This window comes from Streptomyces sp. CA-135486, from assembly GCF_050936555.1.
Taxonomy (GTDB): Bacteria; Actinomycetota; Actinomycetes; order Streptomycetales; family Streptomycetaceae; genus Streptomyces.
Genome location: NZ_JBNJMM010000001.1, coordinates 448,486 through 462,930, shown reverse-complemented (window position 1 = coordinate 462,930; position 14,445 = coordinate 448,486). Strand labels below are relative to the sequence as shown.

14 protein-coding genes are annotated in these 14,445 nt (G+C 71.1%); 6 read left to right on the top strand and 8 right to left on the bottom strand.

What is annotated here, in order from left to right; all coding sequences use genetic code 11:
- Window positions 1–113 precede the first annotated feature (113 nt).
- The gene (locus ACQEVG_RS02275) at window positions 114–380 is read left to right on the top strand and encodes a hypothetical protein (RefSeq protein ID WP_432976159.1); all 267 of its coding nucleotides are present in this window, start codon (window positions 114–116) and stop codon (window positions 378–380) included.
- A 222-nt stretch (window positions 381–602) separates the two neighbouring features.
- On the opposite strand, the gene ACQEVG_RS02270 is transcribed toward ACQEVG_RS02275, so the two are convergent.
- Window positions 603–2,165: a FadD3 family acyl-CoA ligase gene (locus ACQEVG_RS02270; protein WP_432976156.1), complete on the bottom strand. Its 1,563-nt coding sequence runs from the start codon at window positions 2,163–2,165 to the stop codon at window positions 603–605.
- Window positions 2,166–2,242: 77 nt separating this feature from the next.
- On the opposite strand from ACQEVG_RS02270, the gene ACQEVG_RS02265 reads away from it, so the two are divergent.
- From ACQEVG_RS02265 to ACQEVG_RS02255, 3 genes are read left to right on the top strand one after another with little or no spacing between them, the layout of a single operon-like run.
- On the top strand, window positions 2,243–3,391 hold the full coding sequence (locus ACQEVG_RS02265) for a lipid-transfer protein (RefSeq protein ID WP_432976153.1): 1,149 nt from the start codon (window positions 2,243–2,245) through the stop codon (window positions 3,389–3,391).
- Window position 3,392: 1 nt separating this feature from the next.
- A complete protein-coding gene (locus ACQEVG_RS02260; RefSeq protein ID WP_432976150.1) occupies window positions 3,393–3,824 on the top strand; it encodes a Zn-ribbon domain-containing OB-fold protein in 432 nt (143 codons plus the stop codon).
- Window positions 3,821–4,591, top strand: a complete 771-nt coding sequence (locus tag ACQEVG_RS02255) for an enoyl-CoA hydratase/isomerase family protein (RefSeq protein ID WP_432976147.1) — start codon at window positions 3,821–3,823, stop codon at window positions 4,589–4,591. The genes ACQEVG_RS02260 and ACQEVG_RS02255 overlap by 4 nt, the downstream gene beginning before the upstream one ends.
- An 87-nt stretch (window positions 4,592–4,678) precedes the next feature.
- Here the strand turns inward: ACQEVG_RS02255 and ACQEVG_RS02250 are convergent, their stop codons facing one another.
- The 3 genes from ACQEVG_RS02250 to ACQEVG_RS02240 all read right to left on the bottom strand — a co-directional run bounded on the left by ACQEVG_RS02250 (window position 4,679) and on the right by ACQEVG_RS02240 (window position 9,090).
- Entirely contained in the window at window positions 4,679–5,194 is a 516-nt protein-coding gene (locus ACQEVG_RS02250) for a hypothetical protein (RefSeq protein WP_432976144.1), read from the bottom strand.
- A gap of 327 nt (window positions 5,195–5,521) precedes the next feature.
- Window positions 5,522–7,978 (bottom strand): PQQ-binding-like beta-propeller repeat protein, encoded by a 2,457-nt coding sequence (locus tag ACQEVG_RS02245; RefSeq protein ID WP_432976141.1) that lies wholly within the window; start codon window positions 7,976–7,978, stop codon window positions 5,522–5,524.
- Window positions 7,979–8,208: 230 nt separating this feature from the next.
- Window positions 8,209–9,090: a VOC family protein gene (locus tag ACQEVG_RS02240; RefSeq protein WP_432976138.1), complete on the bottom strand. Its 882-nt coding sequence runs from the start codon at window positions 9,088–9,090 to the stop codon at window positions 8,209–8,211.
- A gap of 263 nt (window positions 9,091–9,353) precedes the next feature.
- Between ACQEVG_RS02240 and ACQEVG_RS02235 the strand changes: the two genes are divergently transcribed.
- Window positions 9,354–10,001: a TetR family transcriptional regulator gene (locus ACQEVG_RS02235; protein ID WP_432976135.1), complete on the top strand. Its 648-nt coding sequence runs from the start codon at window positions 9,354–9,356 to the stop codon at window positions 9,999–10,001.
- A 223-nt stretch (window positions 10,002–10,224) separates the two neighbouring features.
- Here ACQEVG_RS02235 and ACQEVG_RS02230 read toward each other — a convergent pair whose 3' ends face one another.
- The 4 genes from ACQEVG_RS02230 to ACQEVG_RS02215 all read right to left on the bottom strand — a co-directional run bounded on the left by ACQEVG_RS02230 (window position 10,225) and on the right by ACQEVG_RS02215 (window position 13,099).
- Entirely contained in the window at window positions 10,225–10,833 is a 609-nt protein-coding gene (locus tag ACQEVG_RS02230; RefSeq protein ID WP_432976132.1) for a GOLPH3/VPS74 family protein, read from the bottom strand.
- Between the two features lie 173 nt (window positions 10,834–11,006).
- On the bottom strand, window positions 11,007–11,474 hold the full coding sequence (locus ACQEVG_RS02225) for a nitroreductase family deazaflavin-dependent oxidoreductase (RefSeq protein ID WP_432976129.1): 468 nt from the start codon (window positions 11,472–11,474) through the stop codon (window positions 11,007–11,009).
- Window positions 11,474–12,661 carry an acyl-CoA dehydrogenase family protein gene (locus tag ACQEVG_RS02220; RefSeq protein ID WP_432976126.1) on the bottom strand — a complete coding sequence of 396 codons (1,188 nt, stop codon included), beginning with the start codon at window positions 12,659–12,661 and terminating at the stop codon, window positions 11,474–11,476. The genes ACQEVG_RS02225 and ACQEVG_RS02220 overlap by 1 nt, the downstream gene beginning before the upstream one ends.
- Window positions 12,662–12,727: 66 nt before the next feature.
- Window positions 12,728–13,099, bottom strand: a complete 372-nt coding sequence (locus tag ACQEVG_RS02215; protein ID WP_432976123.1) for an iron chaperone — start codon at window positions 13,097–13,099, stop codon at window positions 12,728–12,730.
- Between the two features lie 33 nt (window positions 13,100–13,132).
- On the opposite strand from ACQEVG_RS02215, the gene ACQEVG_RS02210 reads away from it, so the two are divergent.
- Window positions 13,133–14,302: a thiolase C-terminal domain-containing protein gene (locus ACQEVG_RS02210; protein ID WP_432976120.1), complete on the top strand. Its 1,170-nt coding sequence runs from the start codon at window positions 13,133–13,135 to the stop codon at window positions 14,300–14,302.
- Window positions 14,303–14,445 lie beyond the last annotated feature (143 nt).

Sequence of the window (14,445 nt, the reverse complement as noted above, 5' to 3'; positions counted from 1 at the left end):
CCTCAGCGGGGGGTGAGTCGGTCCCCTGGCCTTCTGTCCGGCGACCCTCGGGGGAGTCTCCGGGCAGAAGGCCTCATCTAGTTCGTGTCGGGCAACCCTATGGGGGCGGAAAAATGAGCAACACCGAGAAGAAGCCTGAAGAGCTCACCACGATGGACAGCCACGCGCCGGCCCCGCCCAAGGACGGCGGCCTCACCACCATGGACAGCCACGCGCCCGCCCCGCCCAAGGACGGCGGCCTCACCACCATGGACAGCCACGCGCCCGCCCCGCCCAAGGACGGCGGCCTCACCACCATGGACAGCCACGCGCCCGCCCCGCCCAAGGACGGCGGCCTCACCACCATGGACAGCCACGCACCTGCCCCACCCAAGGGCTGATCCGGAATCCACTCGGACGGGGTGCGGCCGCGACGGCGCGGAGGGGAGCCGTCGCGGCCGCTGTGTGCCTGCGACCATAGCTCCCAGGCACCGCAGCACACCCACTGGGGCCGAGCCACTGCTCGGCCCCAGTGGCGTTCAATACGCGGGCGACTCCGGCCCACCTGGTGCCTGCCGCGTTCCCGGGAGTCCGGGGCGGAGCCCAGGCAAAACCCTCGCCCCTCAGGACCGCGCCCGCGAGCGCAGTTCCGTCTTCAGCACCTTGCCGCTCGCATTCCTCGGCAGCTCGCTCACGAACTCGACCTCCCGCGGCACCTTGTAGTTCGCCATCTCCCGCCGCGACCACGCGATCAGATCGTCCGCCGTGAGCGTCGAGCCCCGGCGCCGTACCGCGTACGCCTTGCCCACCTCGCCCAGCCGCGCGTCCGGTATCCCGATGACCGCCACATCCGCCACGTCGGGGTGCAGGCCGAGCAGTTGCTCTATCTCCGCCGGGTAGGCGTTGAAACCGCCGGCGATGAACATGTCCTTGATCCGGTCGGTGATACGGAGATTGCCCGTCGCGTCCAGCACGCCGACGTCGCCGGTGTGCAGCCACCCCTCCTCGTCGATGACCTTCGCCGTCTCCCGCGGGTCCTCGAAGTAGCCCCGCATCACGTGGTGTCCGCGCACCAGCACCTCGCCCGGCTCGCCGGGCGGAGCCATGACGCGGACCTCCGTGTCCGGGATCGCGCGGCCCGAGGTGGCCGCGATCGTGGCGGGGGCGTCGCCGCGGCGGCACATCGTGACGATGCCGCTGGCCTCCGAGAGGCCGTACGCCGTCAGCACCGTCGCGATCCTCAGCTCGCTGCGCAGCCGCTCGACGAGCTGAAGCGGAACGACCGCCGCGCCCGTGACGACGAGACGCAGCGCGGACAGATCGTGCTGGTCACGAGCCGGATGGTCGAGCAGGGACTGGTGCAGCGTCGGCGGTCCCGGCAGCACCGAGATGCGCTCGGAGGCGATGTTCGCCAGCACGGTGTCCACGTTGAAGACCGGCTGCGGCACCATCGTCGCGCCCCGCGTGAGACACGCGATGATGCCTGCCTTGTAGCCGAAGGTGTGGAAGAACGGGTTCACGATCAGATAGCGGTCGCCCTCGCGCAGCCCCGCGAGTTCGCTCCACACGTCGTAGCAGCGCAGCGTCTGGGCGTGGGTGATGACGGCGCCCTTGGGGCTGCCGGTGGTGCCCGAGGTGAAGATGATGTCGGAGGGGGCCGAGGGGTCCCCCGAGTCCGCCCGGGTGCGTACCTCGGCCGCCGAGACTCCGTCGCCGCCCGCCAGGAAGTCTTTCCAGGTGCGGTAGTCCTCGGGCGCGCTGTCCGTGAGGACCACGACCTGTTCCAGATGCGGCAGGTTCACCTCCGCGCGGCGCAGCGAGGCGACGTACGAGGTGCCGAGGAAGGTGCCGGTGACGAAGAGGAGCCTGGCGCGGCTGCGCTGGAGTACGTACGCGGCCTCCGTGCCCTTGAAGCGGGTGTTCAGCGGCACCAGCACGGCCCCGGCCGTGACCGCGCCGAGTGCCGAGACGATCCAGTCGAGGCTGTTCGGGGCCCAGATGGCGACCCGGTCGCCCGGTTCCACTCCCGACGCCATACAGGCGGCGGTCGCGCGCTCGACGCGCTCGCCCAGTTCGCCGTACGAGACGCGGGTGCGGCCCTCGACGACGGCCTCCCTGCCCCCGTACCGCTCGGCAGCGCTCCGCACCAGCCTCGGGATGGTGCCCCACTCCAGATCGCCGCGCATCGCTAGCCCTCCTGCCGTTCCCGCAGTAGCCGACTCGATAGCTGACTACCCGTCAGATTAGCTGTACCCTCCCCCACATGGCGAGCCTCAAGGACGCAACCGCGATAGCCGGGATCGGGCAGACCGCCTTCGCGAAACAACTCCCCGAATCCGAGAAGACCCTGGCCTGCCGGGCCATCCTCACCGCGCTCGACGACGCGGGCATCGACCCCTCGGAGGTCGACGGCTTCGCCTCGTACACGATGGAGGAGACGGACGAGGTCGAGATCGCGAAGTCCATCGGCGCCGGTGATGTGACGTTCTTCGCCAAGGCCGGCTACGGCGGCGGCGGCTCCTGCGCCACGATCGCCCATCTCGCCGGGGCCATCGCGACCGGACAGGCGAGCGTGGGGGTCGCCTGGCGATCCCGTAAGAGGGGCTCGGGACCCCGCCCCTGGAAGAACACCGCCGTGCAGCTGCCCACCCCCGGCCAGTGGACCCGCCCCTTCGGACTGCTGCGCCCCGCCGACGAGATCGGCATGCTGGCGCGGCGCTATATGCACGAGTACGGCGCCACCCGCGACCATCTCTTCAATGTCGCCCTCGCCTGCCGCAACCGCGCCAACCAGAACCCGACCGCGGTGATGTACGAACGGCCGCTGACCCGCGACATGTATATGACCTCGCGCTGGATCAGCGAGCCGCTCTGCCTCTTCGACAACTGCTTGGAGACGGACGGCGCGCTGGCCTGCGTGATCGTCGGCGCCGAACGCGCCCGCGACTGCCGCCGGCCGCCGGTGTACGTCCACTCCGTCGCCCAGGGCCTGCCCGCCCAGCACCACGGAATGGTCAACTACTGGAACGACGACCCGCTCACCGGGCCCGCGTGGACGGCCGCCCGACAGCTGTGGAAACAGGCCGACTTCGGCCCGCAGGACGTGGACGTCGCCCAGATCTATGACGCGTTCACCCCGCTCATACCCCTCTCGCTGGAGGGCTACGGCTTCTGCGGGCGAGGTGAGGGCGCGGCCTTCACCGAGGGCGGCGCGCTGGAGATCGGCGGCCGGCTGCCGCTCAACACCGGCGGCGGCGGCCTGAGCGAGGCGTACGTACACGGCTTCAACCTCATCAACGAGGGCGTGAAGCAGCTGCGCGGCAGCTCCACCGGACAGGTCCCGGACGCTGCGACCTGTCTGGTCACGGCGGGCGAGGGAGTGCCCACTTCGGCCCTTCTGCTGAGGAGTTGAGATGCTGACACCGCTGGTCGACGAGGACGGCGCCCCCTTCTGGGAGTACGCCGCGCGGGGCGAACTGCGCGTCCAGGCCTGTGCGTCCTGCGGCGAGCCGCGCTTTCCGCCCCGGCCCTGCTGCCCGCACTGCCACTGCTTCGACAGCCGGTGGCGCAGGATGAGCGGCCGCGGCCGCATCTGGTCGTACGTACTCCCCCATCCGCCGCTGCTGCCCGGGTACGCCGAACAGGCCCCGTACAACGCGGTCGTCGTCGAACTCCTGGAAGCCCCCCGCATCCGGCTGGCCGGCAATGTGGTCGCGGCGCCGGACGCCCCGCTGAACTCGGTGGACCCGGCACTGCTGCGCATCGGCGCCGGGGTGAGGGTGGCGTTCACGACGCTCACGGACGGCGGCGTCACCGTCCCGCGCTGGCTGCTGGAGCGGGCATGAGTATCCGGGTGGAGGCCGTCAAGGAGACCGGGGTCGCGCTCGTCACGCTGGACCGGCCCGAGAAGCACAATGCGATCGATCTGGGGATGGCGGACGAACTGGCCGCTGTGTGGCGGGGTTTCCGCTTCGACGACACCGTACGGGCGGTGGTCGTGACGGGCGCGGGCAGCAAGGCGTTCTGCACCGGCATCGACCGCTCGGTGGACGTGCCGCAGCCCTCGTCCCCGTACACGATCGACGATCCGCTGATCGCGATCGGACCGAAGGCGAACGACCTGTGGAAGCCGGTGATCGCGGCCGTGGAGGGGATGGCCTGCGGCGGGGCCTTCTATCTGCTCGGCGAGAGCGAGTTCGTGGTGGCCTCGCGGGAGGCGACGTTCTTCGATCCGCATACGACGTACGGCATGGTCAGCGCGTACGAGACGATCTGTCTGGCGCAGCGGATGCCGTTCGGCGAGGTGGCACGGATGGCGCTGATGGGGACGGCGGAACGGATCTCCGCGCAGCGGGCATACGAGACGGGCCTGGTCTCCGAACTGACGGACCCGGGCGACGCGGCGGGGGCGGCGGTGCGGGCGGCGGAGGTGGTGGCGTCGTACCCGACGGAGGCGGTGCAGGGGACGGTACGGGCGGTGTGGGCGTCGCGGGAGGCGGCGAGGACGCAGGCGCTTGGGCTCGCGCCGCACTTGATCGCGCTCGGCAACGCGCCGCCGGAGCGGCAGGCGGAACGCTTCGCGGGACGCGGGGGCGGGTACCGGGTGCGGTGACAATCGCCGGACGGGCTGAATTCCAGCCCGTCCGGTGATTGAGGACTCAGGGTCCGGGGGCAGAGCCCCCGGTTACGGAGCCCCGGGTCAGGCCGCGGTGCGGCTCGCGCTGATGACTTCGCACTTCTTGTATTCGGAGCCGTCGCCCGACCCCGTGTACGGCGTCGTCGCCACGCTCGTCTCCGACGCACCCGCCGCGACCTTGAGGTTGTCCACCTTGGCGATCGCCAGGTCGACGCTCTCGCCGAGGTCGCCCTTGAACTGCATGCTCACGTCGTAGTCGTACGTCAGCGAGTCATTGTTCGTGACAGTGATCTTCGCGGTGAGGTTCTTGCCCGAGGCGTCGAGCTTGCACTCGTCGATCCTCACGTCCCGCTCCGCCTTGTGGGCGCTGGAGCCGCCACCGGTCAGGGAGCCGGTGGAACCGCCCGACGTGGTGGTGTCGTTGTCGTGGCTGCCACCGCTCGTGCCGCCGCTGCTGCTACTGCTGCTTCCGTGGCTGCTGCCGCCTGAGCAGCTGCCGCCGTGGGAGCCGCGGGCTCCGGTGAGCGCGACGACTGCGACACCGAAGACGGCAATGGCGCGGACATGACGGATCTTCACGTTTCAACCCCCGTTGAAAGTGTGGATGTGTGGCCCGAGTTGACGAGCACACGTCACCCTAGCAGCGCTTGATCGCCGCGCCACGTCCGTCCCAGGGCGAGGGTGAACAGATCCAGACGGGGTGGTCGCGCCCGTGACGGCCGTCGTACCAGTCACGGAAGGGGCCCGTACGGCGGCCGTCGCTCCGATGAGAGCGGGGACGGAGCCGATGATGGTGCGGGCCACCACCGACGCCTCCTCGATGTGCCGCTCTCGATCACGACGCTACGCCCGGACGGTTCGGGTCGCCATAGGGAGCGGCTCGCAGCTCGGCCACCCTCCTCTCGGCTAGCGCGCCCCGCCCCTCCCCGTCGCCGTGCCCTTCACCGCGTCCAGCGCGTACACACAGCGGTCCTTGCTGCATGCGTACACCACACCGCCCTCGGCCACCGGGGAGCCCGTGATCTCGCCGCCCGTCGCCAGCTTCCAGCGGAGCTGGCCGCCGCTCGCGTCCAGCGTGTAGAGCACATGGTCCGCGGAGCCGAAGTGCACCCGGCCGTCCGCCACCACCGGGGCGCCGATGACCTCGCCGCCCGCGGCGAAGCGCCACATCGGGGTGCCCGTCACCGCGTCCAGGGTGTAGAGCGCACTGCCGCTGCCGACATGGATGTTGCCGCCCGCGACGAGGACCGGCTCGGTGGACTGGCGCGACTCGGTGGCGATGCGCCAGCGGTCCTTGCCGGTCGTGGCGTCGAGCGCGTACACCGTGCCGAGGTAGTCGGCCAGGTAGACACCGCCGCCCGTCACCGCCGGCCCCGGTGCGAAGACCGGCGGCGAGAGGAACACCGCGGGCGACTCGAAGTGCCAGCGGACCAGGCCGTTCGCGACGTCGATGGCGAGCACCCGGGTGCCGGCCGCGACGTACACATAGCCGTCGGACGCGGGATGCACCCGGACCGGCACATTGCCGCAGGAAGCCGCGTCGCCGATGGGGTACGACCAGCGCTCGACGCCCGTACGGGCCTCCAGCGCGCGCAGCCTCGCGTCCTTCCACACGTACACCGTGTCGCCGAAGATCGCGGGCCCGGCCTCCTGGGTCTCGAAGTCCGACTGCGCCCCGGTGGTCTCCCACAGCTTCTCGCCGTTGGACGCCTCCCAGGCCTGTACGCCACCGCCGCGCGTCCCGGTCAGGACGGTGCCGCGGTCGACCTTGAGGGAGAACACCCAGGCGTCGGTCCCCAGCCGCCAGCGCTCCTGGCCGTTCGCCGCGTCGAGCGCGTACAGCGTCGGCCCGTCCGAGGCGTGGATACGGCCGGCGGCGACGGCCATCGCCCAAGCCACGTCCCTGGTCTTGAACTGGCGGCGGCCACTGCCCACGTCCAGGGCGTGCACCTCGAAGGAGGTGACGTACAGCAGATCCCCGGCGACGACGGGCGTGCCCCAGACGTCGTTCGACATCCGGAAGCGCCACGGGCGCCAGTGGCCCGCGGCCCCGTCCGGGGGAGAGGCGGGCGGCGGCACGGGCGCCTGGGCCGGGGCAGGGCCGGGCGAGGGCAGGGGGCTGGTCACGGCCCCGTCGCCGTTCAGGCCGCCGGGCGGGCGGATCCAGCCGGTCGCGGGACCGGCCTCGGCGACGGCGTTGCGGCCCGGGTCGGCGACCCGGGGGCCGGGACCGATCGGAACCTTGGCGCCGGGCAGCCGCACCGGTCCGGCGGCCGCTGCCGCGGGCGCGGCCACGGGTGAGGGCCCGGCCGCGGGTGAGGGCGCGGCCTGTCCCGTACGCGGGTCGCTGCCGCCGTGCCACGCGGAGTCCCAGTCGGCGCCGCCTGGCCGGGGCGACTGCTGCGGCGGCGCCTGGAGAGCGGGCGGGGCGGGCTCGGCGGGGCGCTGCGTGGGAGCGGGGGCGGGGGGCCGTCCGCCGCGGCGGTGCTCGATCATCGCGGTGGCCCGGTGCGGCAGCCATGCCGACGCGGTCCCGCTGTCGTCGCTGCCGGAGGAGAACAGATGCGGGGCGAGCTGCGCCTGCAGATCCTCGGGTGTGGGCCGCAGCCCGGCCTCCATCTTCATACAGGACTCGATCAGCGGCCGGAGCTCGTCGGGCAGGCCCTCCAGGTCCGGGCCCTCCCTCAGCAGCATGAAGACCGTCTCGACCGGGTTGGCGCCGTGGAAGGGGGCGTGCCCGGTCGCCGCGAAGACCAGCGTGGAGCCGAGCGAGAACACATCGCTCGCGCCGGTCACACTGCGCGAGTCGCGCGCCTGCTCCGGCGACATGTACGCGGGTGTGCCGACCGCGACATTGGTCATGGTCAGCCGGGTGTTGGAGACGCCGGACGCGATACCGAAGTCGATGACGCGCGGCCCGTCCTCCACCACCAGCACGTTCGACGGCTTGAGGTCGCGGTGGACGAGGCCCGCGCCGTGGATGGACTGCAGCGCTTCGGCGATGCCGGCCGCCAGCCAGCGCACCGCCTGGGCCGGCATCGGCCCGCACTCATTCACTATTTCCTCGAGGGAGGGGGCAGGTACATACGCGGTGGCGAGCCAGGGCACGGCCGCCCGCGGGTCGGCGTCCACCACTGCCGCCGTGTAGAAACCGCTGACGGCCCGGGCGGCTTCCACCTCACGGGTGAAGCGGACACGGAACAGCTGGTCCTCGGCGAGCTCGGTGCGCACCGTCTTGATCGCCACCCGGCGGCCGGACGCCGACCGGGCGAGATAGACCAGCCCCATGCCGCCGGCACCGAGCCGTCCCAGTACCTCGAACGGACCGATCCGTCTCGGGTCATGCTGCGTCAGCTGCTCCATACCTGCCTGCCACCTCCCCGTACGGGCCCCAGATCGAAATGGAGCCCGTCCATCACAGCCCCGTGCAGCGTCTCACCACCGAGACCCTCAGCGGTGCGCACCCTGATTCTTCCTGTCTCGGGCGACGGTTGCGAACCCGGGGGCGGATCGGGGTGTCTCACCCGGTTTCGGGCACGGGCCGGGAGGTGGAACGGTTCAGCCACGCGCCTCCGGATGCCCGGTGGCCCTTTTCACGCCGTCTTGGCCTCGGCCTCCGGTTCCGGTTCCCGCTCCGGTTCCAGTTCCGACTCCTGCCCCGGCACCGACACGGACTCCGCTTGCGGCTCGGCGAGTACGGCGAAGGAAGCCCCCTGGTTGTCGGCGACCACGGCGATACGCCCGTACGGAATATCGAAGGGCGGCGCCTGGACCCGGCCACCGAGACGGGTGACGGCGGCAGCCGTCCCGTCGCAGTCGTCGACGCAGAAGTAGATGAGGAAGTGGCCCGGCATCTCGGCCGGGAAGGCATCCGTGATCACGCTCCGGCCGCCGATGGCGGTGTCCTCCCCCGGTTCCGTACCGGCGGGCGACCACATGCGGAAGTCGACGGAGGCGTCGGAGTCGTTGGGGTCGTCGGACAGGTCCGTCCGCAGGTCCGTCCCCTGAAAGCCGAAGACGGACTCGTAGAACGGGTCGACCCGCTCCTTGTCCCGCGAATAGACCTCGGTCCAGCAGAAGGAGCCGGGCTTGCCCTGCTTCTCGAACCCGGCCCGGTCACCCGGCTGCCAGGCCCCGAAGACCGCACCACCCGGATCCGCGGCGACCACGACGGTGCCGGAGGTGCCGACGGGCTGCCGGTCGACGATCACCTGACCGCCGGCTTCCCCGATCTTCCTGACCAGGGTGGTTGCGTCGGAGGTGGCGAAGTAGACGCCCCAGACGGTGGGCATCCTGCCGTCACTCTTGGGCACCAGGGCGGCGACGAGCTTTCCGTCGCTATAGGCGTCCACCTGCAGCCCTTCGCCGTGCCGGAAGGTCCAGCCGAACAGCTCACCGTAGAACCGTTTGCCCGCCTCCACGTCAGGGAGCGCGGCATCCACCCAGCACGGCGTGCCCTCTGCGAATGCGGCCATGGACGTGGTTCCTTCCTGCGCGGGATGCGGCGGGTGTGGTGCCCGTCACACTCAAGCTAGCGGGGCGGGGCGCGGGTCGCAGGGGATCGGATCGAACGATTGTCCACTTGTCAGGACAATGAGGCATCGACTCGGTGACGGCGGGCCCAAGAATCGTTGACTTGTCCACGAAAGTTATCCACAGGCTGTTGATAACACTATTCACGCACCCCATTTGCAGTCGGCCGAATCGCGCGCCGATCACCCCTCGGTAAGCTGACGGCATGACAGGACAAGTACGCACCGTCGACGGCCGAGTGGCCGGGCGACGCGGCCAGGCGACGCGGCAGAAGCTGCTCGACTGCCTCAGCGAGATGCTCAGCTCCTCGCCGTACCGGGACGTCAAGGTCATCGACGTGGCCCGGAAGGCGGGCACTTCGCCCGCGACCTTCTACCAGTACTTCCCGGACGTCGAGGGCGCGGTCCTCGAGATCGCCGAGGAAATGGCCAAGGAGGGCGCGGGGTTGACCGAACTGGTCTCCGGCCGCTCCTGGGTGGGCAAGGCGGGCTGGCAGACGTCGGAGGAACTGGTCGAGGGCTTCCTCGACTTCTGGCGCCGCCATGACGCGATTCTGCGGGTGGTGGATCTGGGGGCCGCCGAGGGGGACAAACGGTTCTACAAGATCCGCATGAAGATCCTGAACTCGGTCACCAACTCACTTTCGGACGCGGTGAAGGACCTGCAGTCCAAGGGCAAGGTGGACAAGGACGTGAGCCCGGCGGCGGTCGCGGGGGCGCTGGTGGCGATGCTGGCGGCGGTGGCGTCGCATCAGAAGGGGTTTACGACGTGGGGCGTGAAGCAGGCTGAACTGAAGCCGAATCTGGCGCTGTTGGTGCATCTGGGGATCACCGGCAAGAAGCCGACGAAGTAGCTGCGCGCGCCTGCGCCGAGTCCTGTCATGCCGACGGCGGTCCCTGCGGGGGGCGCCGTCGGTGCTTTTTTCCCCACGCCGCCCTCCCCCCAGAGCTTCGCCCCTCCGCGAACGGGTTGGACCCCGGTGGGTGGAGGTACGCGGGGGTCGACGCCCGCCCCCCGGAGCGCCGGCTTCGCGGCGCCGCGGCGTCCAGGAGCGCCGCGCCACCGCGCGTGTGGTCTTAATCGCCTCGCCAGATGTTGTCGAAGGCCGCCTCCTCGATGGCCCGCCGTTGCCGTTCGGCCTCCAGTTCCCGCACCGCGTCATGGACGGCGGCGAGCACTGTCGCCACGGCGTCGTCGGCCACGCTCGCGGAGATTCCCGTCCGCTTGTCGTCGATCCCGACGGCCGCCGCAAGGGCGGCGAGGATGGGCTCACCCGATGTCCAGCGTTCCGCCGCCAGGCGGCGAGCGGGCGAATCGGCCAGCTCCGTCTCACCGGTTCGGGACAGCCCCCAGCGGCGGCGTCGTCCCCGCGTGAGCTGCCCTTCCGCCTCGAGGACGGCCAGATAGGCGGCGGACAGGCCCCGGCCTCTGCGCCACAGCCAGTCGCCGACCGACTCGTACGGCGCTTGCCGGACAAGCGACGACGCGGCCTCCTCCAACAGGCGATCAGCCATTGCAGGCCGATAGCCCGGCACGATGTGATCGCCTTCCAGCGCGACGGCTTGGGCGTCCAGGAGCTCGATCAGCTCGGCTCCCGCGAGCGCGAGCGACAGATCGCCTCGCTCCGGAGGGCGACTGGACGCCATGTCAATGGCAACGATCAACAGGTCCCGCGGTGTGGTCATGAATGGCTCCACGTCACCTCAAAAAGCCGGAGGCGAACGGCGTCGTGCGCCTGGTGGACCTCGGCCCGTCGGGGACACTCCCGTATACGAGCTTACGGAGCGGGAACGGCAGCGGCATCCCAAGTGATCAGGTCCCGGGGCTCGGGAGCCCCGGGCAACCCGGCGGGGAAGCGCTACCGGCGCGTGAGGCGGAACACCCGGATTTCGCGGGAGACCCGTGCCTGGTACGTCGCGTACGGCGGCCAGAACGCCAGCGCCTCCCGCCACACCGTTTCCCTTTCCCCGGATGTGAGCAGGCGCGCGTGGACCGCGATGTCCTCCCCCCTCCAGTTGACCTCCGCGTCGGGGTGCGCCAGCAGGTTCGTCGTCCAGGACGGGTGCGCCTCGCGGCCGAAGTTGGAGCCGACCAGGATCCAGCCGTCCCCCGACGGCATGCACGCCAGCGGCGTCACCCTCGGCAGGCCGCTCTTCGCGCCGCGGGCCGTCAGGACGACCCCCGGGAGCATCCGCGCGCTCAGCAGCACCCGACCCCGCGTCAGCCGGTGCACCGTACGGTCCAGCGCCGGGACGAAATGCGGCGCGAGCTTCGCGAAGGCGCGGGTCGAGGAGATCTTCTGGACGAGCCGGACGCCAGGAGCCATCAGACCCTCACCTCCGCCGCGGCGAAAAGGTCCGCCGTCTCCGCCGCCCGCCCGCGCAGCCGGTGTACGGGACCGAAGAGCAGCTCGTCCCCCGCCGCCCGTTTGAAGTAGAGATGCGCCTCGTGCTCCCACGTGAAGCCGATGCCGCCGTGCAGCTGGACCGCCTCCCCCGCGACCACCCGCAGCGCCTCCAGGCACTGGGCCAGCGCCAGGCCCCCGGCCTCGGTCGGGTCCCAGGCCGCGAAGTACGCCGCCGAGCGGGCCGCCTGGATGCGTACGTACAGATCCGCCAGCCGGTGCTTGACCGCCTGGAAGGAGCCGATCGCCCGGCCGAACTGCTCGCGCGCCCCGACGTACTCCACCGTCCGGTCCAGCGCGCTCGCCGCCGCGCCGACCGCCTCCGCCGCCAGCAGGGCCGCGGCGCCCGCCCCCGCCGAGGCCAGCGCCCCCGGCACGTCCGCCGCATCGTCCGCGCCCAGCAACTCGGCGGGGCAGTCGCGCAGTTCGACACGGGCCTGCGGCCTCGTCTCGTCCAGCGATGTCTGACGCACCCGCGAAAGCCCCACCGCGTCCGCCGCCCGGACGAGGAAGAGCAGCGTGCGGCTGCGCGCGAAGCCACCCGTGTGCGCCGCCACCACCAGCAGTCCCGCGCTGTGCCCGTCGAGGACCTGCGCGGCCTCCCCGAACAGGAGCCAGGACCCGCCCTCGCCCGGGCGCGCCTGGACTCCGCCGGCCCGGCCGCCGCCCGCCCAGGCCCCCGACGTGTTGTCGCCACTCAGCCCGAGCGCAAGCGCAAGGCTGCCGCCGGGAACGGCGAGTGCGCAGGTCAGCGAGCCGTCCGCGATACGGGGCAGCAGCTCGTCGCGCTGCCCGGCCGCCCCCAGCGCGGCGATCAGCGGTGCCGCGAGCCCCGCCGTGGCCAGCAGCGGCGACGGCAGCAGCGCCCGCCCGGTCTCCTCGCAGGCGAGCGCAAGCTCGGTGAGGCCGCAGCCCACACCCCCGTACGACTCGGGCAGTGCGAGCCCCGGCAGGCCCAGCTGCTCGGACAGCTGCGCCCACAGCTGCGGGTCGTACCCGGCGGCGGTGCGGACCGCGGCCTTGACCTCGTCCGGGCCGGACCGTTTGGCGAGCAGTTCGCGCAGGGTGCGGCGGATCTCGTCCTGCTCCGCGGTGAAGGCGGTGTCCATGCGATCCCCTCCGATCTGACGGCCCGTCATGTTAGAAGGGGGGACCCCATAAGCACAGAGGCGCGTTCAGCAAACATCTCCAGGGGCCGCCGCAGCCGCCCGCAGCAGATCCTGGACGAGCTCGTAGTCGATCGACTCCGTATGCCGGAACCGCAGACAACCTCTGCCCATGTCCTGGTCCGCCAGCCGCTCCTCGAACCCCTCTCGCACGTCCGGCCGCATCAGATAGAAGGAGACGTACTGTTTCTGATTGGCGAAGGCGATCTCCGGCTCACCGCCCTTGCGGCGATAGCAGGGCATGCCCCACGCCATCACCTCCTCGTACCCCACAAGCTCGGTCCGGCACAGCTCCCGGATCCGGATCAGGGCGGTCAGCCGGTCCTGTTCCGCCACCTCCTCGAGGTAGGCGTCAACATCTTCAGCGGCACTTCTGGGCATACGCTCCACGTTATCTGATGTACCGTCAGATCCATGCCTTCCACTCCGCGCAAGGTCGCCGTCGTCGGCATATCCCTCTCGGACTGCGGCCGCGTCGACGGACCGACGCCCCATGCCCTGCATGCCCAGGCCGCCCGCCGCGCACTCGCCGACTCCGGCCTGCACCGCTCGGTGATCGACGGCTTCGGCTCCGCCGGACTCGGCACACTCGCCCCGGTCGAGGTCGCCGAGTATCTGGGCCTCAAGCCGCGCTGGGTGGACTCGACCGCCGTCGGCGGCGCCACCTGGGAGGTCATGGCGGCGCACGCGGCCGACGCGATCGCCGCCGGGCACGCCAACGCCGTGCTCCTCGTCTACGGATCGACCGCTCGCGCCGACATCAAGGCCCGGCGGCGCACCTCCAACCTCTCCTTCGGCGGCCGCGGACCGCTCCAGTTCGAGGTCCCGTACGGGCATACGCTCATCGCCAAGTACGCGATGGCCGCCCGTCGCCATATGCATGAGTACGGCACGACGCTGGAGCAGCTCGCGGAAGTCGCCGTCCAGGCACGGGCGAACGCCGCCGCCAATCCGGACGCGATGTTCCGTGAGCCGATCACGGTCGACGAGGTGCTGGCCGGGCCGATGATCGCGGATCCGTTCACCAAGCTGCACTGCTGCATCCGCAGCGACGGCGGCTGCGCGGTGCTGCTCGCGGCGGAGGACTACGTGCCGGACACCGCGAAGGACCCGGTGTGGATCCTCGGCACCGGTGAGTACGTGTCGCACAGCACCATGTCCGAGTGGGAGGACTTCACCATCTCCCCGGCGGCGGTCTCGGGCCGCCTCGCTTTCGAGCGCGCGGGCGTCACCCCTGCCGATATGGATATCGCCGAGATCTATGACGCCTTCACCCATATGACGCTCGTGACGCTGGAGGATCTCGGCTTCTGCGCCAAGGGGGAGGGCGGCCCGTTCGTCGAGAAGGGCCGGCTCCGGCGGGACGGCGAACTGCCGGTGAATACCGACGGCGGCGGACTGTCCGCCTGTCATCCAGGCATGCGCGGGCTGTTTCTGCTGGTCGAAGCCGTACGGCAGTTGCGCGGCGAGGCCGGCGGCCACCAGGTGCACAAGCCGGACGGGAGCACGCCGCGGCTGGCGGTGGCGTCCGGCACGGGCGGCTGGTTCTGCTCGTCCGGGACGGTGGTACTGGGCCGGGACTGAGGACCCCGGGGCCGAGAGCAGACGGGCATCCCGGCCGCGGTGAACGGCGGTCATGACGTAGTACGCCGTGCCCTGGCTGCTGCGCGCCGCCGACCTGCAGGACATCGTCGACAACCTCCTCGGCCTCGCGCTCGGGCTGTTCG